Annotated in this window: 19 protein-coding genes and 1 pseudogene; 14 read left to right on the top strand and 6 right to left on the bottom strand. The window is 66.5% G+C overall.

The annotated features are described in order from the left end of the window. From ACFW3F_RS18065 to ACFW3F_RS18085, 5 genes and pseudogenes are all read right to left on the bottom strand, one after another. Positions 1-241 (bottom strand): annotated as a pseudogene (locus tag ACFW3F_RS18065) (hypothetical protein); the annotation flags it as partial. A gap of 147 nt (positions 242-388) precedes the next feature. Continuing rightward, positions 389-1,732: a hypothetical protein gene (locus ACFW3F_RS18070; RefSeq protein ID WP_388059762.1), complete on the bottom strand. Its 1,344-nt coding sequence runs from the start codon at positions 1,730-1,732 to the stop codon at positions 389-391. Between the two features lie 45 nt (positions 1,733-1,777). Continuing rightward, positions 1,778-3,106, bottom strand: coding sequence for a hypothetical protein (locus ACFW3F_RS18075; protein WP_388059763.1), 1,329 nt, complete (start codon positions 3,104-3,106; stop codon positions 1,778-1,780). 46 nt (positions 3,107-3,152) lie between these two features. Further along, positions 3,153-3,539, bottom strand: coding sequence for a hypothetical protein (locus ACFW3F_RS18080; RefSeq protein WP_388059765.1), 387 nt, complete (start codon positions 3,537-3,539; stop codon positions 3,153-3,155). Between the two features lie 57 nt (positions 3,540-3,596). Further along, the gene (locus ACFW3F_RS18085; protein WP_388059767.1) at positions 3,597-5,633 is read right to left on the bottom strand and encodes an FtsK/SpoIIIE domain-containing protein; all 2,037 of its coding nucleotides are present in this window, start codon (positions 5,631-5,633) and stop codon (positions 3,597-3,599) included. Positions 5,634-6,067: 434 nt separating this feature from the next. Between ACFW3F_RS18085 and ACFW3F_RS18090 the strand changes: the two genes are divergently transcribed. The 13 genes from ACFW3F_RS18090 to ACFW3F_RS18150 all read left to right on the top strand — a co-directional run bounded on the left by ACFW3F_RS18090 (position 6,068) and on the right by ACFW3F_RS18150 (position 19,488). Next, positions 6,068-6,409, top strand: a complete 342-nt coding sequence (locus tag ACFW3F_RS18090; protein ID WP_388059768.1) for a hypothetical protein — start codon at positions 6,068-6,070, stop codon at positions 6,407-6,409. A 16-nt stretch (positions 6,410-6,425) separates the two neighbouring features. Beyond that, entirely contained in the window at positions 6,426-6,833 is a 408-nt protein-coding gene (locus ACFW3F_RS18095; protein WP_388059769.1) for a hypothetical protein, read from the top strand. Further along, a complete protein-coding gene (locus ACFW3F_RS18100) occupies positions 6,830-10,102 on the top strand; it encodes an ATP-binding protein (RefSeq protein ID WP_388059770.1) in 3,273 nt (1,090 codons plus the stop codon). The genes ACFW3F_RS18095 and ACFW3F_RS18100 overlap by 4 nt, the downstream gene beginning before the upstream one ends. Next, positions 10,102-12,315 (top strand): hypothetical protein, encoded by a 2,214-nt coding sequence (locus ACFW3F_RS18105; RefSeq protein WP_388059772.1) that lies wholly within the window; start codon positions 10,102-10,104, stop codon positions 12,313-12,315. The genes ACFW3F_RS18100 and ACFW3F_RS18105 overlap by 1 nt, the downstream gene beginning before the upstream one ends. Beyond that, positions 12,308-13,096, top strand: a complete 789-nt coding sequence (locus ACFW3F_RS18110) for a hypothetical protein (RefSeq protein ID WP_388059774.1) — start codon at positions 12,308-12,310, stop codon at positions 13,094-13,096. Before ACFW3F_RS18105 ends, ACFW3F_RS18110 begins: the two co-directional genes overlap by 8 nt. A gap of 29 nt (positions 13,097-13,125) precedes the next feature. Beyond that, a complete protein-coding gene (locus ACFW3F_RS18115; RefSeq protein WP_388059776.1) occupies positions 13,126-13,677 on the top strand; it encodes a lytic transglycosylase domain-containing protein in 552 nt (183 codons plus the stop codon). Beyond that, positions 13,674-14,765, top strand: coding sequence for an NlpC/P60 family protein (locus ACFW3F_RS18120; RefSeq protein ID WP_388059778.1), 1,092 nt, complete (start codon positions 13,674-13,676; stop codon positions 14,763-14,765). Before ACFW3F_RS18115 ends, ACFW3F_RS18120 begins: the two co-directional genes overlap by 4 nt. 30 nt (positions 14,766-14,795) lie before the next feature. After that, on the top strand, positions 14,796-15,413 hold the full coding sequence (locus ACFW3F_RS18125; protein ID WP_388059779.1) for a hypothetical protein: 618 nt from the start codon (positions 14,796-14,798) through the stop codon (positions 15,411-15,413). A 4-nt stretch (positions 15,414-15,417) separates the two neighbouring features. Continuing rightward, on the top strand, positions 15,418-15,987 hold the full coding sequence (locus tag ACFW3F_RS18130; RefSeq protein ID WP_388059781.1) for a hypothetical protein: 570 nt from the start codon (positions 15,418-15,420) through the stop codon (positions 15,985-15,987). A 307-nt stretch (positions 15,988-16,294) separates the two neighbouring features. Then, positions 16,295-16,699 (top strand): hypothetical protein, encoded by a 405-nt coding sequence (locus tag ACFW3F_RS18135; protein WP_388059783.1) that lies wholly within the window; start codon positions 16,295-16,297, stop codon positions 16,697-16,699. A gap of 345 nt (positions 16,700-17,044) precedes the next feature. After that, a complete protein-coding gene (locus tag ACFW3F_RS18140; protein WP_388059784.1) occupies positions 17,045-17,467 on the top strand; it encodes a hypothetical protein in 423 nt (140 codons plus the stop codon). Positions 17,468-17,586: 119 nt separating this feature from the next. After that, entirely contained in the window at positions 17,587-18,342 is a 756-nt protein-coding gene (locus tag ACFW3F_RS18145; RefSeq protein WP_388059786.1) for an MBL fold metallo-hydrolase, read from the top strand. An 81-nt stretch (positions 18,343-18,423) separates the two neighbouring features. Further along, positions 18,424-19,488 (top strand): GAF domain-containing protein, encoded by a 1,065-nt coding sequence (locus ACFW3F_RS18150; protein ID WP_388059788.1) that lies wholly within the window; start codon positions 18,424-18,426, stop codon positions 19,486-19,488. Positions 19,489-19,801: 313 nt separating this feature from the next. On the opposite strand, the gene ACFW3F_RS18155 is transcribed toward ACFW3F_RS18150, so the two are convergent. After that, on the bottom strand, positions 19,802-20,251 hold the full coding sequence (locus ACFW3F_RS18155) for a helix-turn-helix domain-containing protein (protein ID WP_388059790.1): 450 nt from the start codon (positions 20,249-20,251) through the stop codon (positions 19,802-19,804). Between the two features lie 598 nt (positions 20,252-20,849). Here ACFW3F_RS18155 and ACFW3F_RS18160 point away from each other — a divergent pair. Continuing rightward, positions 20,850-21,146: a WhiB family transcriptional regulator gene (locus ACFW3F_RS18160; protein WP_388059792.1), complete on the top strand. Its 297-nt coding sequence runs from the start codon at positions 20,850-20,852 to the stop codon at positions 21,144-21,146. Positions 21,147-21,658: the final 512 nt, after the last annotated feature.

Consider the following 21,658-nt stretch of genomic DNA (forward strand, 5'->3'; position numbering starts at 1 on the left):
CGTCGCGGCCGGTGCAGGTCACCTCGAGGTCCTCGGGTGTGGGGTGGGTGATCTCGTTCGGGTCGAGTTTCTGGCCCCAGCCGAGCACGATCGCGTCCAGATCGGCCTCAGTTGAGGGCACCGTCGACGGGCTGATCGCCTTGGCGCTGCGGCTGTCTGGCGCGTCGTCGCCGCATCCGGCCACCAGCACTATCGCCACCGCAGCAGCGGCGCCGAGTGTGGCGGTGTGTACTCGCCTCATGGTTGGCACGTCGTCATGTCCTTTCGTGTGCAAACACTGTGGGGGTGGGCGTCTTTCGTCGCGGAGGGGAACGAGTGGATGCCGAGGCCCGAGCCGCAGGTGGCGGCTCAGGTTCCCCGGCATCCGTGGTGCGCCCGCACCCCTCGATTACTGGCGGGCGTGTCTGGGACCGGGGTTGGCCGGCTTCTTTTCCTGGGGCCAGGCGACGTCGATGCCGGGCACGACCTGCTTGAGCTGGTCACTGGCCTGGCGGGTCCACTGGTTGACCGTCTTCTCGGCCTGGTCCTTCGCCGCACCGAGCGCGGCATACGGGGCGCGGGCCTGCTCGCCGCTCCAGTTCGCTTCCAGGTTGCGGCCACCAACGTTGACCTGCGCGTTGACATCTCCGCGCATGTTGACCTGGTAATGCACGGCCGGCAGACCGGCTTTGGCCGCCTGGTCGGCGGGCAGATGCACCTCGTACTGGTTGGCGCCGGGGTTGTCGATCACAACCTGCTGCTGCGGCTTGCGCGGCTGAGGGCGGGCCGGTTCGGGCTCCCCCGGGAGTCGAGGGCGGTCCGGGCGTGCACCGGGGTCACCAGCGCCCAGGGCGTGTGCGATCACGCCGCCGGCGACACCTCCGACCACACCACCGGCGATCGCTGCGGGGATGCCCAGCAGCGCAGCACCGGCCGCAGCGCCGATACCCGCGCCCGCAGCGGTACTGACGCCGGTCTGCGGACCCGGTACGGGGACAGAGCCGACAGCGAAACCGATGCCGGCGCCGATCGCGGCGCCACCGAGACCGCCTACGACCGCGGCCGGGATGCCCGCGGCTGCTGCACCGGCGGTACCGCCGAGCGCGACGCCGATGATGGTGGCCGCGGCCTGGCGGGACGCCTCATCCTCCGGGACGCCGACCGAGATCAATCCTTGGGCGATCTTGGCTTCGCCGTAGGCCGCCCAGGCGTTGATCGAGTTGCGCTGGGCGTTGGTCAGCCACGGTGCGTCGCGCTTGAGTTGATCTTCCTCGACAACGATGTTGCCCACGCGCAGCGTCTTGGGCGGTGGGGCGATCGGGCGGACCGGCGCGACCGGGCGTGGCAGGGTGTAGGCCCGCGGCGGGGCCGGGTTGTAGGCCTGGTCGTAGGTGGGCTCGTTGTAGACCTGCGGTTCGACGTAGGGCTGGTACGGCGCTTCCTGCGGGGGCGCGGGGATCACACCCGGGCCTGGGTTGTAGGTGGGCGGGGCTTGCGGCGGCGGCGACACCGGGGGCGGTGTGGCCGGCGGCGCTTCGGGGGTGACCCCACCCTGGTCGGGCGTGGATTCCGGGATCACGCCGCCCTGTTCGGGATCGGCCAGCGCGGGTGCGGCCGAGAGCACGGCGCCGGCCAACGACGCGGCGACTGCGGTGGAGGCGATCGTGGTGCGCAGTGCCCGCCGCGCGGCACGCGGCGGTGGTGCTGCGTGGGCGCGCGCCGCGGCGCGGTCCTCGGTCAGGGTGTTCATCATCGGTGGGGTTTCCTTTCGCGGGAATGGAGTGTCTGAGGGACGGTTTCAGGGTTTGGGGGTGTCTTTTTCGATGGCGGAGATCCAGAATTTGCCGCCGATTTCGGTGGTGGTGATCTTCTGGTTGATCACCCGGGGCTCCCCGATGGGCGGGATTTCGGTGAGTTCGACGCCGTAGACGCCTTTCCCGCGGTCGGTGATGGACAGGCAGTAGCGCAGGTCCTGGTCGAGGACGTCGATCGCGGACTGGATCTGGATGGCGGGGGCGACTTTGCCGTCCGAGGACACCATCGCCCGCGCGGCGGTGCCCGAGCGCCAGGTGTAGTAGGCGTAGTCGAAGGCCTTGATGACGTTGGCGCCTGAGGTCTGATTGCCGGGGTCGCGGCCGGTGGTGGTGGCGCCCTCTGTGCGGGTGGGGCATTCGACGGCGTCGGAGGTGGGGTCGGGGGTGGCCATCGCCTCGACCGGATCGGTCGGGGCGGTGGAGTCGCCGCTGGAGAACAGGCCACCGGCCAGTAGCCCTGCGGCCACGGCGAGGGCCAGCACCGCGCCGGCGATCACCAGGATCGGTCGGCGGTGGTTGGCCCACACCTGACCCAGCCGACCGGCCCGTCCCGCGTCGTGCTCGGCCGGCGCGGGAGCGGATCGCGGTGGGCGAGGCACGTGCGGACCCGCACTGCGTTTCCCGGCGGGCTTGGGGCGCGGTGGGCGGGGGGCTTGTGTGGGTTCGGGACGGGCCTGCGGCGCGCCGAACCCGTGCTCGCCGGGAACTTCTGCGGCGCCACCGGTAGGCACCTGTACCGGTCCGGTCGGTGTGGTGGCGGGCCGGGGGCGCGGCGATGCCTGAGGGGCCGGTGGCGGTGCGACTGGTTCGGGGGCAATGGGCTGGGTGGGGATGGGCTCGGTGAGGATGGGCTCGGTGAGGATGGGCTCGTTGAGGATGGGCTCGTTGACGGTGAAGTCAGCGGTCTGGGTGACCTCGTCGTGGATGGCGTCGTTGTGGGAGGCCTCGTCGACCACATCCTCGAGGAGCGTTTCGACGTCGTCGACGACCGGTTCGGTGGTCTCGGTCAGGAAGCCGTCCTCCCGTAGCTCGGTGGCGGGCACGACGGTGCCGTCATCGGTGAGGACCATCTCGGTGGCTTGCCGGTCGCCATCGACGAGCAGAAGACTGCCGGCGTCACCGTCGCCGCGGCTGGTACGCACCAGCACCGGTGTCTCGAACAGACGCGCTTGCTCGGCGACGTAATCACCGACGGCTGCTCCGAGATCGCCGTCAGTGGTGACGGTCAGCTTCCTCACCACGCGGCCTTGCGGAGTAAGCACATCGGCGCTCAGATCGTCGTGGATGACGACATCGATCGTGGGGGTGGCCATCGCCTACGTGCCTCCTTTCCGTGGTCGTTGTCTGTGCCGGCGCCGGTCAGACGGTGACGCCGTTGTGCTGGTGGTGTTCGCCCGCTTGGTGAGCACCGCGCTCGCCGGGGCCGAAGTTCAACTCCGCGAGGAGCTTTTTGGCGGCGTCGGCGGCGTCGGTCGCCGCGGCGTGGGCCTTGTTGCGGTGCTCCCCTTCTGGCAGATGGGCGAGGGTGGCGGCCTTGGTCTCGGCGGCGTCGATGATCTCCTGGAGGCGGTCGGCGGCGATCCCGCCGCCGTCGCGGGCTTTGCCGATCCAGGCCGGGCCCGCGTACAGCACGTCGCGTAGCTCGGAGATCAGCGGGTCCTTGGCGCCCTGGCGGCGGAACGGGGTCTCCATGGCCTCCCACTCCTGCTCGGTGGGGTTGATGGTGAGGTTCAGACGTTCAGACATTCACGTGCCTCTCTCTTTAGGGGTTGGTTGGACGGAAAGCGGTGGTCAGCTCGGCAGCTATGCGGGGACGGTGGCGGTGGTGTCGGCGGCGGCGAGGAACGCCGGTTCGTGTGGGCGGTAGCGTTCGGTCACGATCTGGCGGGTGCCGGCGATCTGGGCGCGGATTTCGGTGGCGCCGCTGTCGGTGGTGGTGACAGTCAGCACGGTGGCCTCGGTGAGCTGGCCGTCGATGTCGACGAGGATCGCCGTGCCCTCGGTGAGCTGATTTGCCGGGAGCGCATCGGGCAGATCGTCGGGCGTGGTGTCCAGCGAGCGGCCGCCGATCAGCATCGGTTCCGGTGCAAACTCTTTCTGCATCGACATCTGTTGCTCGTCGCGCAGGAGCTCGGCGAGTTCGCTCGAGTAGCAGGTGACCGAGGGGCCTTCGTCGGGGGTGAGGCTGGTGATGAGCGCCTGGTCTTTCGCGCTCATGCGGTTCCATTTGTTGGGGTGGCGGTCAAGGTTGGGCGTCCACCACACCTGCGCATCCATCGGGTTGCCGTCGAGTTTGGTGGCGGTCGCGCGACCGGGGACCGAGGCGTCGACGTTGCGGCCGACCTGCGCGTCGCCCCACAGCATCATCGCGCCGTCTTGGGACAGCGATGCCAACGAGGCGCGGGTCTTGAAGTTGTCGCGCACCGAACCCGAGTTGGCGCCGAAGATCTGGGCGTCGGGACGCTGCACCCCGACGAGCATGCGGATACCCGAGGACCGCGAAAGCGCTCCCAGTTCGGCGATCGCCCCCAACGGGTCGAGGCTCTTGAGGAGGTCCTTGGTGTCCTCGTCGCCGGACTTGAGCATCCGCTGCCAGGCCGCGGACAGGATGAAGAACTCGTCGAGGACCACCACGAGCATCGGTAGCTCTTTGGCTTCCATCTTGTTGATGCGCACGTAGTCCATGCGCGCGTGCATCTCGGTGCACAACGCCCGCACCAGCATCGCCGCCCGGACCGGGTTGATGATGACCGCGGCGACGCCGGGATGGTCATGGATGCCGTCGAGTTCGATCTTCTTCGGATCGACCCCGATGACGGGCACGTTGCGGCGGACGAGTTCGGTGATGACCGACAGGATCAGGGTGGTCTTACCGCCACCGGTCGGGCCGATGACGAGCATGTGCGGGGCCGAGGATGAGGTGGAGATGTTCCACACCGCCAGCTGGCCAGCCTCACCGGTGGCGTACGGCACGTGCAGCCGCTCATCATCGGCGATGTCGAGGGGATGGTCCACCCGGGTGGGCAGCGGCGCTTTCAGGCCGAGGTCGACATAGCCGCGGTCGACCCGCCACGCCACATCCCACAGGTGCCCGGACTCGTGCACACCGGCCAGGGTCACCAACGCGTCGGCGACTGTGTTCTGGTAGGACTCGTTGCCCGTCTTGAGGTTCGGAGTGAACCCGATCCGATACCCACTCTCATGCCCGGCCTCGTCATGGCCCAGGACCGTGACCGCGGCATCGGGCAGGATCGAGTTCGCGTCCAACGCTGCCTGCAACGTGCGATGCCGCTGCGACCGGGTATCGGGCACCACCGGCGTACGCGTGATGAACAACCGATCGCCGCGATGGGTGACGGTGTACTCCCATCGATGGTTCTCGTAGCGGTGTTTGACCGCCGCGGTGAGCCTGCCCATGGGGGCGTCGTCGATCACCGAGCCGGAGACGAGCTTGATTCGCGCCGACACCAACCGCCCGGGTCGTACCCACCACGGCACCCGCACCCACACCGGCTGCTGACGAGTGGCCTGCCACACCATGCGGCACACCGCGCGGCGATGACGGAACGCGTTGAACCGCAACCCATCGATGATCGCTATCGCAACGAGCGCAACGATCACCAACGGTTGATGAGTGAGCACCCACACCACCGCCGGATGGGCGAGAACGCTCGCCAGCACGGGGATCGGAGCGCTGATTCCAGCGGTGTAGCAGAGCAGCCCGAACACGACCGCCGGGACCACCGAGAGCGGGATGAAGCGTGCGTTGTCGACGCCGTTTTGGCTATCGTTTCCAGCGTTCTTCGGAGCCTTCGACGACGAGGGCCCAGCCGAGAACATGTCGCGCACAGTCGCTTCTATTTCACGCGACAACGGATCGGTCACACCCACTCCTCATCGGATCGGTCCAGTGAGTCGAACGTAACCCCGATTTCGCGCCGCGCAACGCACGACTGCCGACCAATTTGGACGCTCCCGGTGCGGCAGCCACAGGCCTCCGCATAGCGCTGCGCAGGAAGCTGTTTGAGCATCAAGATCAGCGGCTGGATCAAAGGTGGTTGAGCCGCGGATTTCTCCTAGACGCAGGCCCGCCCCCCTACGGGGGGCGGGCCTGATCCCCGAAGGGGTTGTGCCTCAGAGCGTTCCGCGGAGCGGCATTTTCGGCTTGTTCGCAGTCGTGCGTTGCATCGGCAAAAACTGGCAGTAGCGTCCAACTCAAGGCAGCGATGTTTGGATCGCCCTCTTCACCGAGACCCCACTCTGATTGGACTGAGATGATCGAAACGCTTCCCGATGCAATGGTTTTGCTCGCCTCTGCGCACACCCCTTCCGGTGGCGGCGGTCTGGCGGTGCACAGCACCGACTCGCTCCTGCTGGCGGCCGAGAACGAGGTCGGAACGCAGACGCTGACGTCGTGGATCAAAGACAACGTGTTCGCCGTGATCATCTTGGGCATTGCCTGCGTCGCCGGTATGGGTGCCCTGCGGCAGAACGCGTCGAAAGTGATCACCGTCTTCGTGCTGAGCGTGATCGTGTTGATGATCGTCGGCATCGCCGGCAGCGCCGCGACCCAGCAGACGGTCCAGCAGTGGGCGCTGAGCCTGATCGGACTCTGAGGCCAGGCGCTGCGCGATGTATCACACCGATGACCTGCTGCACCGGGTCGATCGCATCTACCTTGGCCCGCCCGGCAAGACCGCGCCGGTCAAGATTCGCTACACCGCCTACGGTGTCGGCGCTCTGGTGTTCGTGACGACCACCGTTATCCTCCGCGGTTTGCTGTCGATCCCGTGGTCGTCGAGTTCGACGCTGATCCTGTTCGGAATCACGATCTTCATCACCGCCCGGTTGATGCGCTTCATCACCGGCGATGTGACCGTGCGCTCGGTTCTGACCGCCGCCTTCAACGACCTCGTCGCGCCGCGCCCACCCAAGACCGGAACGGCAGTGCCGGTGGCGCCACTACCTGCCCATCGGATGCGCCATTTCGGCACCGACGACCCCAACGCACCTGCCGATTTGTGGAGTGATGCCGCGTGAGTGACGATTTCGCCGATCTCTTCGACCCCGCGCGCCGGCGGCCGGCGCCACCGAGTGGTCTGCCGCCTCGCGAGCTGGCGGTCACGCTTCCGCCGTCATGGCGCGATGCAGAGAAGCGCAAACGCGCCCAGGAACGCGAACAAGAGCAGGCTGCGGCCATGCAGCCGCCGACCGCGCCTGCGGCGCCGCGGCATTCGGCAGACGAACCGGCCGAGCAGCATCCGGTGACCGTCGTCGGGGAGTGGACGACCGCCGGCCATGTTGGCGCCGAGGACGTGTACGCCGGTGACGACGTCGAGAGGTACGACGAGGTCCCCGACAGCGAGGCCGATGAGGCGTCGCCTCGCCGACGCCGGTGGGGTCGACGAGGCGGGTCGCGCAAGACGACGGAGAAGTCCTCGGGCGCAGTGCGTAAGCGCCGTCAGGCCGATGTCCAGGCGGCGAGCGACTACCAGGTGGCCGCGGGTCGTCGGGCGTTGAAGCCGAAGATGACCGGCACCCTGGGGCACGTCACGTTCTCCAAGACCGAAGCGATCGCCTGGTTCGTCCAACCCCCGGGGGCGTGGACGATGCGTGAGAACGCCCGTCAGCGTCAGATGATCGACACCGAAGCGCGGGTGATGGCACGCCTGGCCGACCTCGGCGTCGAGCAGTTGCACCGCCGGACCGTGCGCACCACCTGGCCGGTGCAGCAGTGGGCGCGTCAGCACAACAACTGGGCCTACGGCCGCGACCCGCACGCCGATGCCGGTGAGCCCGGGAGCCAGGAACTGTCCTCGCCGCTGCCCGATGTCCCCGGCGCCCTCTCGTGGGATGAGTACCTCGCCGGTCAGCAGACCGCGTTGCTGTATGAACACCCCACGGTCAAGCTGCGGTTCTGGGGGATCTACCTACCCACCCGACCGGCGACGTCACGGCTAGTCGAACGCGCCGCCGCAGCAACCGGACAACGGCACGGTTTCGGGGCGTTCGCCTGGCTGCGGCGTTTCGCTGACAGCGTCGCCGACACTGAGTTGCAGTCTCGGCGCGAATACCTCGCCGAGATCGAACGCGTCATGGCTGCCAGCGGGTTCGGTGCACGCCCCGCCCAGCCCGGGCAGCTCGACTACCTGCTCCGCCGCTCGGCGAGTCTCGGGCTGCCCCTGGAAGCGCCGCCGAGCCGGTCGGCTGGCACCGCCGGGGATTGGTCGGTCAACGACGTCGCCGCGCTCGCTGATCTGGCCGATCTCGCGATCGTGCCCGGTGACGACTACGTGCAGGTCAGTGGAACGGTCAACGGCCGGCGCCACACCGGGTTTGTCATCGTGGTCACCGTCGGCCGCATGGGTGCGCTGCCCATCCCTGAACGCATGCTGCCCTGGCAGGTTCTCGGCGATGGAGTCGACGCCACCCTGGAATGGTCCGAGCGGGTGCGGTTGCTCGATGCCGGTGAGGCCCGAAAGGTCATGCAGCGCCAAGCCGACAAGATCAAAGCCCAGTTCGATCACTACACCGTCGAACACGACGAAGACCCCCCGCAGGCATTGCGGGAGCAGTATCAGATGAGCAAGCAGGTCATCGAAGAGGCCGATCACGATCACACCGGGTTCGTCACCCGGGTGCACGGCTGGTGGCGCATCGCTGTTGTGGGTTCCTCCCCAGAAGAGGTGCGCAACAAGGTCGCCCGTTTGCGGGAAGTGTACGAACCGACGATCGAGCTGCACGTTGAGCACGGCCAGGTGCAGCTGCTGCGCGAGTTCTTGCCGTGCGAACCCCAGGCCAACACCGCTCACCAGCGCCGCATGCCGGTCCGCACCGCCGCCTCCGGGATGGCCGCCGTGGGTGATCGGGTCGGTGACCGTACCGGCATCATCCTCGGCCGCACCGCATCGATCGCGGCACGGCCGGTCGCCTGGAACTCGTTCGCCGCGATGGAAGATCCCCTGATCCAGAAGTCCGGTCTGACCCCGATCGTCGGCGGCCTCGGCTCGGGTAAGACGTTCATGGCCGCGATCTGCGTCTACCAGATGGTTCGGGCCGGGGCGCACGGTGTCATCCTCGACCCCTCCGGGCCGCTGTCGCGACTCAAACTCATTCCCGAACTCACACCGTTCACCCGCGTCTACGAACTCACCGGCGCCCGCTCCCAGCCGGGTGCGCTCAACCCGTATCACGTCATCCGCGACCCCAATCCCGAGGACTGGGACTACAACCCCGACAACGACGAGAACTTCGGCACCGAACCCGACTGGGATTCCCGGGTGGCCGCCGCACGTAACCGCCTGGCCGCCGACCGTCACGCCGCCGAATCCGAACGCATCTCCACTGTCGTCACCGTGTTCCGGATGATGCTCACCCCCCAAACCCGGGGACTGCGCACCACTAACCAGGTGTTGCAGCGTGCTGCGACCGAGGTCGGCGGCAGCATCGATCACTCCGCGCTCGAACCCTTGGAGATGATCGGGCGCTACACCCAGGACCTCAGTGGATCGACGAGTGAGGAATTTCGGGAGGCCGCCCGCGCGATCTTCGACGAGCTCGAAGCGATGCGTCAGTTGCCGTCGGCCCGAGTGCTGTTCCCGCCGACTGGCTCGACCGGTCGCGTTCCCCAGGCCCACGACAGCGACCGTCTGACCATCCTGACGATGCCGGGTTTGCAGCTGCCCTCGGACCGCATCCCCGAGGAGCAGTGGTCACCCGAGCAGCGTATGGCCGGGCCGCTGATGCACCTGGCGGCGTGGCTGGCCAACCGGATGATCTACGACATGCCGCGCTGGGTGCGCAAAGTGCTGTTCCTCGATGAGAACAAGTACCTCAAAGAGACCGGCGCCGGGGCCACCCTCAACCAGCGCATCAACCGCGACACCCGCAAGTTCAACGTCCGCGCCTTCGTCGGTTCCCAGCTCGCCGATGACTTCCTCGGCCTCACCGACGGCGGCGACGACCAATCCGCCCTGGCCTACGAGGTGTTCGTCGGCGACGTCGGCTCCAGCGAGACCGCGATCGCCGGCGCCCTCAAACTCCTCGGTCTGCCTGTCGGGCAAGGCTATGAAGCGGTGCTACGCGGGATCGGTGGCAGTGAGGACCAAACCCACGACGAGGATGTGCGCGCCGCCCGCCGCCAGGGCGACCGGCCACGCCAGTTCGTGGTGAAGATGGGCGACGATATCGAGCTGATCACCGCCGACTGGTCCAACTTCACCCACCTCGCCCACGTCTTCGACATCCTGCGCTCGGACCCCACCGCGTCGCGCACCGCACGACCCACCACCGCGCGGGGAGTCGCCTGATGCCACGCCGCCAGATCCGGACACACCCCACCCCCGTCACGCCCCGCATGGGCCGCCGAGTACCCGTGGCGCAACGGACGTCGCGGTGGGTGCGGCTGGTGCTGGTGGTCGGGATTCTGGCGATGACGGTGTTCGGCCCCCAGGCCTCGGCGAACGCGATCCCGAATCCACTCGACGCGTTGAAGTCGGGGTATGAGTGCAAAGAGTCCCCGCGGCCGCAGATGCCGCGCGAACCCAATGAGGCGTGGTTCGACGAACAATCCAAGTCGCGCAACAACTCCGGCAACGGCGACCCGGCCCATCCCTACGAGGTGTACGGATGGGCCGGGCTGAGCTGGCACACCTACGACCTCGGATGCGGACCCGATCCCACCCGCGCACCGGATGCCGTGGCCGACACCAAGGTCGGTAACGCCTTCCTGTCGATCGGTAAGCACCTGATGGCGATGGCGTTCTGGCTCGACGACCAAGCCGCCACCCCCGCCGAGGCCCAGGCCCGCGGGATCACCCCGATGTGGAAGAACTTCGACAACATCGTCACCGCCGTAGCCACCACGTTGAAAGACCGGGTGTTCACCCCGTGGGTGGGGCTGGCGTTCATGGTCGCCGCCTGTGTCGCCGGATACCGTGCGCTGCAACAAAACACCGCAGCGGTGATGAAGGTCGTCATGCTGTGCGGTGCGACGATGCTGCTCGGCGGGCTCATGATCGGCGCACCCCAGAAAGCCATCAGCGTCGCCGATGACACCTTCGCATCCCTGATCACCGACACCCAATCCACGATCTTGCAGGTCGGCGGCGGCATCACCGCCGACGACCCCCGCAACGTGATGATCGAAAACGTCCTACTCCCCGACTACTACAAAGGCTGGTTCGGCCCCAACCACGACCCCTCCTCCACCGAGGGACAGGCCATCGATAAGGCGTTACGCGAGTCGTTGGCGTTCAGCTACGACGAGCAGCGCGACGTGCTGAAACCGGGCACCAACTCCATCGACGGTGAGAAAGCGAACGAAAAGGCAAATAAGAAGGCCGAAGACTTCGGCAAGATCGCTACGACGCTGGGCGAGAGGGACACTGGCGCGTACCGGCAGTTTCAGGGCAAAGATTCCGGGCGCACCAGCACCGGGTTTATGGCGATGGTCAAGACCGGCATGCCGTCGCTGGTGTGGGCCGGCGGATCACTGCTGAAGATCCTGGGCCTGCTGGTGATCCGGTTCGCGATCCTGTTCGCCCCGATCTGGGTGCCCTGGGTAGCGATGTCGGGTGGGCTGCTCGAGCGGGCGTTCCGCATCATCATGGGCGCCTGGCTGTGGGCGATCGCCGCCGCCGGCATCCTCGGTATCTACCTGGTCGCGCTGGTGCGCCTGTACTCCGGAGTCACCCCAGGTATCGACGGCGCATGGCGGCTGTGGTTCCTGCTGATCATGACCGTCATCGCCTGGTCGATCATGCGGCCATTCAAACGGATCTCCACCGTCGCCCGCAGCGACGCCACCTCCATCACCCAGAAGACGTTGCGCCGCGGCCGCGGCGCCGGCAGCAAGCTATGGAAGGGCGCTCAATGGGCCGGCGGCCCGATCCAGGGCGCCGCCGAAGGCCTCGGCAACGCGATCGGCGACGAAGTCGGCAACGTGAAACAAGGTTTCAAGGTCATGGGCGGCTACCAGCCGTCAGCGCCGTCGACATGGCGCCCCGAAGGCCAATTCGATCGGATGCGCCTGTCCCAGGGCGAGTCCAACCAGGGCTACATCAACTCGGTCAACAACCCCGACTCGGTCTGGAACAAGACCGGCCGTAGTGGGCCGCGGATCGACGACCCGGTCATCGTCGACGGCGAAGTGCTCTCCTCCCACCTCAGCGGATCAGGGGGGATGTCGGCCGACGAACATGCCGGCGGGTTCACCAACACCGCAGTCCCCCACCGCGACCGCATCGACACCCACACACCAGCACCCGTGCGGGCACCGGATGTGTGGGACGGCGGCGACGACTCCCCCATCGCCCCGATGCGCCTCTACCGACCGTCCCAGGACCAGCTACAACTCCCGGCCGGCAGTTCGGCCCCGTCGGGCGCCAGCTCGTCGGCAACGCCACCGGCACGGCTGCTGCCCACCATCTCCATCAACCGCCCCGCACGGGAGGCCTCGGCCCCCCGGCCGCACGTCTGGGACAACTCGTCGCTGACCGATCGAGGACACCTCGATGGGTAGCAGCCGCCGCACCCACAGCGGCTCGCACGCGATCCTGACCCCGCTCCGGCGCTGGGTGCTCTACTCCCCAAAACGCCTGATCGGTCTCGCCGCCGGCCTCATCGGGGTATGCATCCTCATCGGCCAGCTCATGCCCGACCCCGCGCCCGGCGCTCTCAGCAGCGCGACCGCAGCCGGCGGGGCGACTACGAGCACCACCGCCACCCGGCAGGTCCTCAAAGCCGGTGATGAGGTGACCCGCGACGATGCGGCCGCCGTCACCGACGACACCCAGGCACGCAAGAGCCCCCAGATCGTCGCGATGAAGTACGCGATCGCCTACACCGACCTCGACGCCACCACCGGCGAATGGATCACCGCGCTGTCGGCGTTCGCGGCACCGGGCGCGGTGGCCGGGGAAGTCGTCGCCGCACGACCCGTCGTCCCGATCGCCATCTCCGGACCCACCTCGAGCAACTCACGCGGCGAACTGGTCATCGTGCCCACCAGTGCCGGCCAGCTCACCGTCAATCTCGAATCCACCGCCGCAGGTTGGCAAGTCACCACCCCATTGCCCCAACTCGACCTCCCTGAGTACACACCGACCACCACTGAGGACGCCGTCCCCGAGACCACCGAGGCGCCCACGACCACCTCCTCGGCCGAGCCGCCGCCCTCAACACCGGCCACACCGCCGCCGGCGGTCACGTCCACCGCGCCGGCCCGCCCAGCTGATCCCACCCCGCAAAGCGGGCCCATCCCCATCCCACAGCTCGAAGGCCCATTGCCCGGGCGCCGCTGAACACCACCCCGTTGAGCAAAGGAGCCGACATGGCCACCCCCTCCGCCACGCCCCCGGCCCGGCGTCTGCTGCGGTGGATCTACACCACGGCGGCCTCCGCGGTACTGGTCCTCGCCGCTCTCGCGGCCGTGCTGGTTCTGACGACCACGAAGAGTCCCGCCGACGCCGAACCACGACTCGATGTCCCGGCCGCGTTCACCGCACCACTGACCGAGTACGGAACACTCTGCGACGGTGTTGATCCGGCACTCCTGGGCGCCCAAGTGCACATCGAGAGCAAGTTCGAGAAAGGTCACGTGTCGGCAGCCGGCGCCACGGGTTACGCACAGATGCTGCCGCGGGACTGGGCACAGTACGGCCACGGCGGTGACCCCAACAATCCGCGTGATGCCGTGCGGGCGCTCGCCGAGCTGGACTGCTCGCTGCTGGCCGTCGCCCACGCACGTGGATGCCTCGGCGAGGATGCCGTCCGGGTGATGCTGGCCATGTACAACGCTGGTGAGGCCGCGGTACGCGGCTGCACGGTCCCGGCCAACGGCGAAACCGACCGCTACATCACGCTGGTGCTGGCGCTGCGATGACCCACTTGTCCCGACCCTCGCGCGCCACCCGCCTCGCGCAGCTACTCGCCGCGCTGTGTGCGGTGCTGATCCTGGCCGGCTGCACCAGCGGTGTGGTCGTCATCCGGGACAACGCCGAGGGCAACGGTGGTGGTGCTGGCGGCGGGCTGAACACCGCGGCGGTGCCCGCCGAGTTCGTCGGACCGCTGACCGAGTTCGGTTCCATGTGCGAGGGCATCAGCCCGCCCCTGCTGGCCGCGCAGATCAAAGCCGAGTCCGGCTTCCGCAAAGGCGCCGTATCTCCCGCTGGGGCAATGGGATACACACAGTTCATGCCCGGCACCTGGGCGGCCTACGGCGACGGTGGGGATCCGAACAACCCCCGCGACGCGGTGAAAGCCCAGGCCAAATACGACTGCGCCATGCTCAAGATCGCCGCCGACCGCGGCTGCACCGGTGAGGCCGCGGTCAAGGTCATGCTCGCCATGTACAACGCCGGCCCCGGCGGTGTCTCCGGATGCGAAGTGCCGGCCAACGGCGAAACCGAGATCTACGTCCCCCGCATCCTGGCCTACGTCGAAGAGTTCACCGCCGCCGACGGCGGACTCACCGGCAACGCCGAAACCGGCAGCCCCCGCGGCCCGTTCCGCTACGACCAGTCGAAGACACCCGGGCAGAACGTCGTCTTGGCCGCCATGTCCCAGATCGGCTTGCCCTACGCCTGGGGAGGCGGCTCGCTGACCGGACCGTCGAAAGGGATCACCGACGGAGGCACCGCCGACAGCTTCGGCGACTACAACAAGATCGGATTCGACTGCTCCGGACTGAGTCGCTATGCCATCTACCAAGGTTCACGCGGAAAGATCGAGATTGGCCGCCACACCAGCGCCCAAGAGGCCGGCGGCACCCCCGTTCCCCTCGACCAGCTCCAAGCTGGCGACCTCATCCTCTGGCCCGGGCACGTCGCGATCGCCCGCGGCGACGGCAAGACCATGGTCGAAGCCCAACAATCCGGGACGCTCATCAAGGTCTCCCCACTGCGTCCCGGCGGCGTCGGCCGCCGCTACGTCGGCGCCGGCACCAACGCCGGACACCAAGACGCTGCCTAGCAACATGTTTCGAGAAAGGACACCGCTCTCATGATCCGCACCCGTACCCGCATCACCCAGATGGTGGCGGCCGCCGCAGCCGCGGCCGCACTCCTCGCCGGCTGCGGCGCCGGCAGCGACGACACCGATCAGTACCCCTCAGTTGTGACCTCCACCCAGGTGCAGGTCGAGGGCGGTGTCACGCCCTCCGCAGGGCAGAAACCTCCAGCCGCGAAGCCCGACTCGTGCGCGAAACTGCCTGAACCGTTCACCGATGTCGATGCTTGCAATGAGGAAGCCGTCGCGCTGACAGCGCTACGCACCATGTACTCGACCAACCCCACCCGCGACACCTCCAGCCAGGACGCCGTCCTGCGCGCGGTGCCGCTGCTCTCCTCCGCGATGATCGGCCGAATCGTCGCCCCCACCAAGGGCTCCCAGAACACCGAATGGGCCAACTTGAAGGCCTCCCGCAAACGAGTCGTGGCCACCGTTACGATCCAAGCCGAGAACCAGTCGACCTACTACCAAATCAGCAGGAAGGCGGTGCCCGTTGGAGCAGACAATGACGCACCCGGAACCACCCTCGACACCATCGCCGTCTCAGCGACCCTCACCGTCGTCGACGGCATGGGTTACCGCCTCGACACCCTCACACCCATCACCTAGGCCCGTGCGTGCCATCACCTGGGCGGCCGTGGCGACCGCCACGGTCGCTCTCGCCCTCACCGGATGTGGAACCTCTAACTCAGATGGAGGAATCGGTGGAAACAGCGGGAACGGGGACAGCTACGCCGGGGTCGTGTCGACACTTGACCCTGATGACCGGGACCAGGTTCTCGTCGGTGTAGGTGATGACAGCCATCTCCCCCCGCCTTACCTCACGATCACCGCAGGAAGCAAGGTCGCAGCCACCTGTCACGGAGCGAAGGGGACGCCACCGAAATCTGTCACCGTCGTCACGACAGACGGATGGAAGATCGAGCTCACTCGCGGCTCGCAGACCTTCACCGCTGAAAACCCCAATATCGAATTTCCCGCCGGCCCAATCACGATCCCTCCTCAGTCGACTAACGAGTATCTGGAGGAAGTCGGAATCGTGACAGGTATCAACTGGGACTACCCCAGTTCTGGACACGTCGACGTGGACATCACCGTGCACGAGGACAAACTTCCCCCAGAGTGGGACCAGACCCCTGAGTTCAAAATGGACATGCATATCAATTGTGGCGGCGGTGAGTGATTCGGCCTAGGCGACTCAAACGAATCGGGTGTCGCCAGGTCAATCGCCCCGTCGCACGTTAGCTGCGCCGCCTGCAATCGATGGTTCGAATCGACACCAGGTAGGTTGTCGTGTCGGCACATGCAAGGTCCTTGCATTCCGTACGACTTACATGATGGTGGGAGCGCAGCGTGTGGGGCAGCACACATCGACAACGACTTAGGGGGTCAGCGTGGTGGTGAAATGGCTGCACGAAATTGCGGAGTCCTTTACGAGAGTCCCGGGCAGGAACGATGCACGTTCTGCCGAACAGGCGAGATGCAGCAGCGTGATCACACGGGCCAGCAGTGTGGATCTGACCCAGCCGCCGCCGAAAGTCAGCAGCCCGACCCCGATCGATTTCCGGTTGGAGCCGTTGCTCTACGACGATCAGCGTGCGTGGGCGCTGGCCCACACCCTGGATGTGGTGTGGCGACCGGTCTTGACCTCGGTGGGCATTGGGGTACGCGCGGACCTGTTCTTCCAGGCCTCCGCGGTCGACCCCGAGGTGTTTGTCGCGATTGTGACCGGCGCCCGCAAGAGCCGAAGGACCTGGCGGCGAGCCGATCTCGAGCAGATGGCTACCACCACCGGCATTCCGGCCGCAACGATTGCCGCGTTGAACAAACACATGGCGGTCCGCTGGGATGGCGTCGTGAATGGGCACGAGTTGGACACAGACGGGCCCCAGTAGGTCGAACAACCAGGGCTCGACGGTTCGCGCTGGTCGGATCTCGGAGTCGCACGCGTGTTACCGTGGTGACCTCTCCGGGCCTCGATGCTTTTTTCGGCACTGGATGACGACTACGAGTCGCGCGCGCCCTCAGTCCACTGAGGTGTCACGCCGCGACTATCTACCCGTCTCGTCATCAAGGTGGTTGCCATGTCAAATGTCGCGCAGGAAACCCGTACCGAGGACCTCACCGAATCGATCCGATGCGATGTCGCTGCCCTCGAAGCCCGATGGTCCGGCGCGATGCTGGCCGCGATGCCACCTCGCCACGCAGCGAGAGTTGTGGCAGCCGCTCTAGGTACCCACGTGTCCGATGCGTCGGTGTGCAAGGAATGGCGCAACGCCTCGCGCGGTAGTTGGCTGCCAACCGTCGATCCTCAACGCGCTCTGCGCTGTTGGGCCGTCATGGAGGTAGCCGGAGAAGTGGCCGGCCAGATCGACGACTTGGATGTGTGGTCAACAGCTGCCGAGCGCGATCAGGTTCGCCGTGACCTCGATGCCATCCTGAGCGAGATCGGCGCGACCTTGCTGCGCAGCGCCCGCAGGGTCGTCAACATCCTCGGCACACCTGCCCCCGGCAGACGGGATGAGGTTGACGACCAGATCGTGCGCATCGCCGCACTTCGCGGCTACCTCACCCAGGCCGCATCGGGTGACCAGCCTGCCGGCGGACTCGCTGAACTGATCGCAGGCTCTCACTTTCGGCCCTCGGCGCGCAGAGCAGTTTAAGCAGGTAGATCGCCTGGCCGGTTGCAAATGTCGTCTTGAAGGATGGGTTTACGGCGGTGCTCCCCCAGATCGGATCGATTCGTCATGTTCACCACCTCAACTGCGGAACCTTCACACCTGTGGGCATTCCTGAGTGCGTCACCCACATCCTCGCCATCGAGTTCGATCACGGCCTGGTCCTCGTCGATGTCGGTCTCGGACAGCAAGACGTCGCCCACCCCATCCGAGGTCTGGGACAAGCACTGCGAGCGGTACGGCCCCGTTTGAGGGGCACCGACACCGCCATCCAGCAACTCGCCGGCCTCGGTTTTGCCGCCGGCGATGTCGTGGGCATCATCGCTACTCACCTGGACTACGACCACATCAGCGGCGCGCTCGACTTCCCCACCGCCCCTGTCCACCTCACCGTGACTGAACTGTTCGCCGCCGCGCGCCGTCCAGGCATCCGCGGCCGCATCCGCTACCGCCCGCACCACCTCACCTCGATCACTAGTCGTGCACACACTTACGCCCCCGATGACGCAATCCCGATCATGAACTTCCACGGACACCCGCTCACCGACGCCGACGATCTGTTCCTAATCCCGCTGCCCGGTCACACAGCCGGACACGCCGCCGTCGCGATCCGAGACCCGAACCAGAGGGGCCGGTGGCTAATCCATGCAGGCGACGCCTTCCTGCACCACACCGCGCTCACGTCAGCGTCTGACGCCTCCATGGACAGGGTCGAAAGAATGCTCGCGATGGACCCCAGTAACCTCGCGCACAACCACGCGGCACTCCGCACCGCAGCCGACCAGGGACATCTCGTCATCTGTTCGCACGATCGCGGCCAGTACGAGCACCTAGCGGCCGCCGGGAACCCGCGCCGATAGACACCAGACACATGGAGTAAATTGTTGATTCAGGATCATGCACAGAGCCGCTAAGAAGCAGTGGGCTCGGGGGGTTGTTTGATGTCACATTGGATTGTTGTCGAGACGATGGGAATCGGCGCCCGCGGCGAGGTGGAACCCTCGGTGGTCTTCAAGGACGGCCGACGCTCCCAATACACCTCTGTACAGAGGTTGCGGCAGGAGGTGCCCAACGGCGACTACGCCGTCTACGCACGAGTCCTTGATGTGCTGGGCAAGGCCGCCGCGACCGGGCGCCCGCAGTCGGTGGTGGTCTCGCAGGTGCGGATCATCGCCGAGCCGGTGTTCGGGCCCAGCCAGGTGGTCTTCGCGGTGCAGCTGTGGATCGGCGATGCCGACACCACTCCCCCTCCGCGGCGCCTCGTCGGGGCTTTCGAGTTCATCTATGACGAAGACCGCGATGTTGCCCACATCCACGACGGCCCGAACATCGAACGCGACATCCTTGGCATGGACGACTCTCCTGGAGAGGTCATCCGCGTTGCGCCCGAGGTCTTCCAGTACTTCTACGACTTCCCCCGAGAATCAGACATCGGGCCCTTCGTCCGCGATATGAACACCGGACGCCTGGACAACGGAGCTACTTTCGACTCCCCACTCACCGTTCGACATGCGCGCGACAGAGACGACCAGCTGCGCTACCGCTGCTACATGACGATGCGAGCTGTACACCTGTCCTCGCGATGGGCCCTGCGTGGTGTTGTGCACGACATCAACGATGTCGAACCCGCCGAGTTCATTGCTTTCAACCGGCACACCGCCCGTGTCATCGCCAACCTCGAGGAGCGCGAATCCGGCTTGGGGCGAATCGATTTCGCTACCGGATTGGTGACTGACTGGCTGCGGACACCTCCGCCACCACTCGACTCGTGGCTCACCGACAGCCCTATCTTCCATGAGGACGATCGGGAAGAGATCGCGGCGGCACAGCTTGCACTGCTCACCCGTCGCCAAGAGCGAGCAACCTATCGCGCTCGGGTCAGATTCGCCGGCAGCCCGCCTGACCTGTGGCACATGGCCCAGATCACGATCACACCCGACAAGCAGGGCGAAGACGGCCTGGGGTTCCTGACGGTCGAACCACTGCCAGAAGTCATGGCCTCCTAACCCCGGGCCGCGGCGACGCCACGAGGCCCGCAAACTAGTGCAGCTCCTCGATCCGGTGTTATGCTCCGAGCTACAACGCGCACCCTCACCGGTGGAAGTTTCCCAGTCCCTGACGAACCCTTTTCGGGTCTGGTCGCGAACACAGAGTGCAGTTTTATCTAGGCAACCGGGCAATGCCCGAGGGCTTTCTTACTGACTCGTTCGCAGATTCCAGCCACCCGGGGAGGGTTTTCGTGTTTTCATCACCGCTCGCACAGACCCGCTCTGTCGCAGCCCCCTCTTGCGTTCCAGATGCCCGGTTAGCGCGGTCGCGCTACGCCGGAGCCCCTGGAGGTCGGCGTCGCGCTCTTTCATGGGCTCTCTGCACTTCACCCACGTCCAGCTCCAACGCAATGGCGAGGCGCTCCGCGCGCTCAGTCGTGAGCGTCCCGAGCCCCGACTCGAGTTGCTGCACCAGGCTCGTGGACATGTTGGCGGCAGACGCAAGCTGGGGCTGGGTCAGCAGTCGCAGGTGGCGCCAGTCCGCAAGGGATCGCGTGGTCGGCTGGGTAATGATGACCTCGTCCGCGGCGATCGCCAGAGCGCGGATCGCTCCGGCGAGGATATCCACCTGCGGAGATGCCAGCCCCAGTTCCCACCTGCGGATCGTCTCGGCGGTTTTGATCCCCGACAGTCGAGCCAAGTCGCTGCGGCTCATGCCGGCGCGCTCACGGGCCCGACGGAACTCCGCAGGCGCGAATCCCCGGAGGACGCTGCGGCTCATTCGATCGGAAAGTCTCGGCTCATCGCTAGACACTCTGGCACCTCCGCCGTACGATTCGGACCTGAGAGTATTTTATAAGAGGAATATAGATGCGCTCTCACCGTCCGTTGTCAGCCGGTTCAGAGAGGAGGCGTGCTGTCACAGCGAAGTGATTCGAGACCGAACATGAGGAATCTCGCGGCCCGGGGAAGTTGATTTGGCGATCCACACCCCGGGACCGCGAGCCCGATAGTCCGACCGGCCCTTAAGCAAAGGCACGAACCGACGGACGTGCGTGACTTTACGCGCTCCCACAGGTCAGTGGCCACGACAAGCGGCCTGTCGACACCGAAACGTATTCGTTCATCGTCGACCCTTGGGGGCAAATGTGAACCATCCGCAACCCGCCGACTCGAGTTCTGGCGGTAGCCGCAACACGCTCGTCGCATCTACTCCACCGCGCGAGAGGTCCCTGAGTGACCTTCACGCCTCCCCCGCCACTACCCAGTCCCCCGCCGCCCGTCGTGGCCGTAAAGCGCTCACCGACACCGCTACCCAGACGACGGGCGTTCTCAGCGAAGAGCCCTGCACTCGAGATCCGTACGGCTGGGACCTCGACGTGGTCCTTCATGATGTCGCTGCTATCAATCGGGCGGTCGCCCTATGCGAGCGATGCCCCGTCTTCACTGCCTGCCGGGAAGGCGCCCTGCGGCGTGGCGAGCGCGAAAGTAGCGCTCCTCGATCGGTCATCTGGGGCGGCCTGGTGTGGGGACAGCGCGGCGAGCCCTGGATAACCGACGTCGCGCACTCTGCACGACTTGCTCACGCCGCCCGCAATCGCGAACAGCGCCGGCTACTCCGAGAGAGTCCCGGCCGCCCCGTCTCCGACTCGCCGCAGACGGCCGTCGCATCGTGACCGAACGTCATGCGGCATCCGACCTGCCCCGCCGACCTCCATCGAAGGGCGGCGGCGCGCCTCCGATGGGGCAGGTAACGAACGTGAAACGATCACGCTTGGACCTGTGTCTACACCTAGCGAGGAGGCCCCTGTCATGTAGCGAACAACACGCGAATGTCTTGCGTCGCAGCCGTTTTGCCCGTACCGGGGCGGAATGGGAGCCGCCGTAGGACACAAGCGAACGAAACAACTACACAGCGACGGAGACACCGGTCCCCCCGAAGGGGAGTACACGGATTTTCGAGTGGGGAGCGAAGTTACCAGCTTCGCTTCACCCCGAGAAACGGGTCGGAATCTAGTTACCAGCTAGACCCCGGAAGCCTCCCAAACAGGAAGGAATTGCCGCCCTAGGCACTTCTGATGGTAAAGCACACCCTCGACACGGGCAACTACCTGCCCTGTGTCGCGCCATACGCACCTCCCGCAGAGACATCACCGCAGTTCGCAACGCCTATTGGGGCGTTGGGTGA

The sequence above is a fragment of the Gordonia sp. NPDC058843 genome, assembly GCF_042743165.1.
Taxonomy (GTDB): Bacteria; Actinomycetota; Actinomycetes; order Mycobacteriales; family Mycobacteriaceae; genus Gordonia.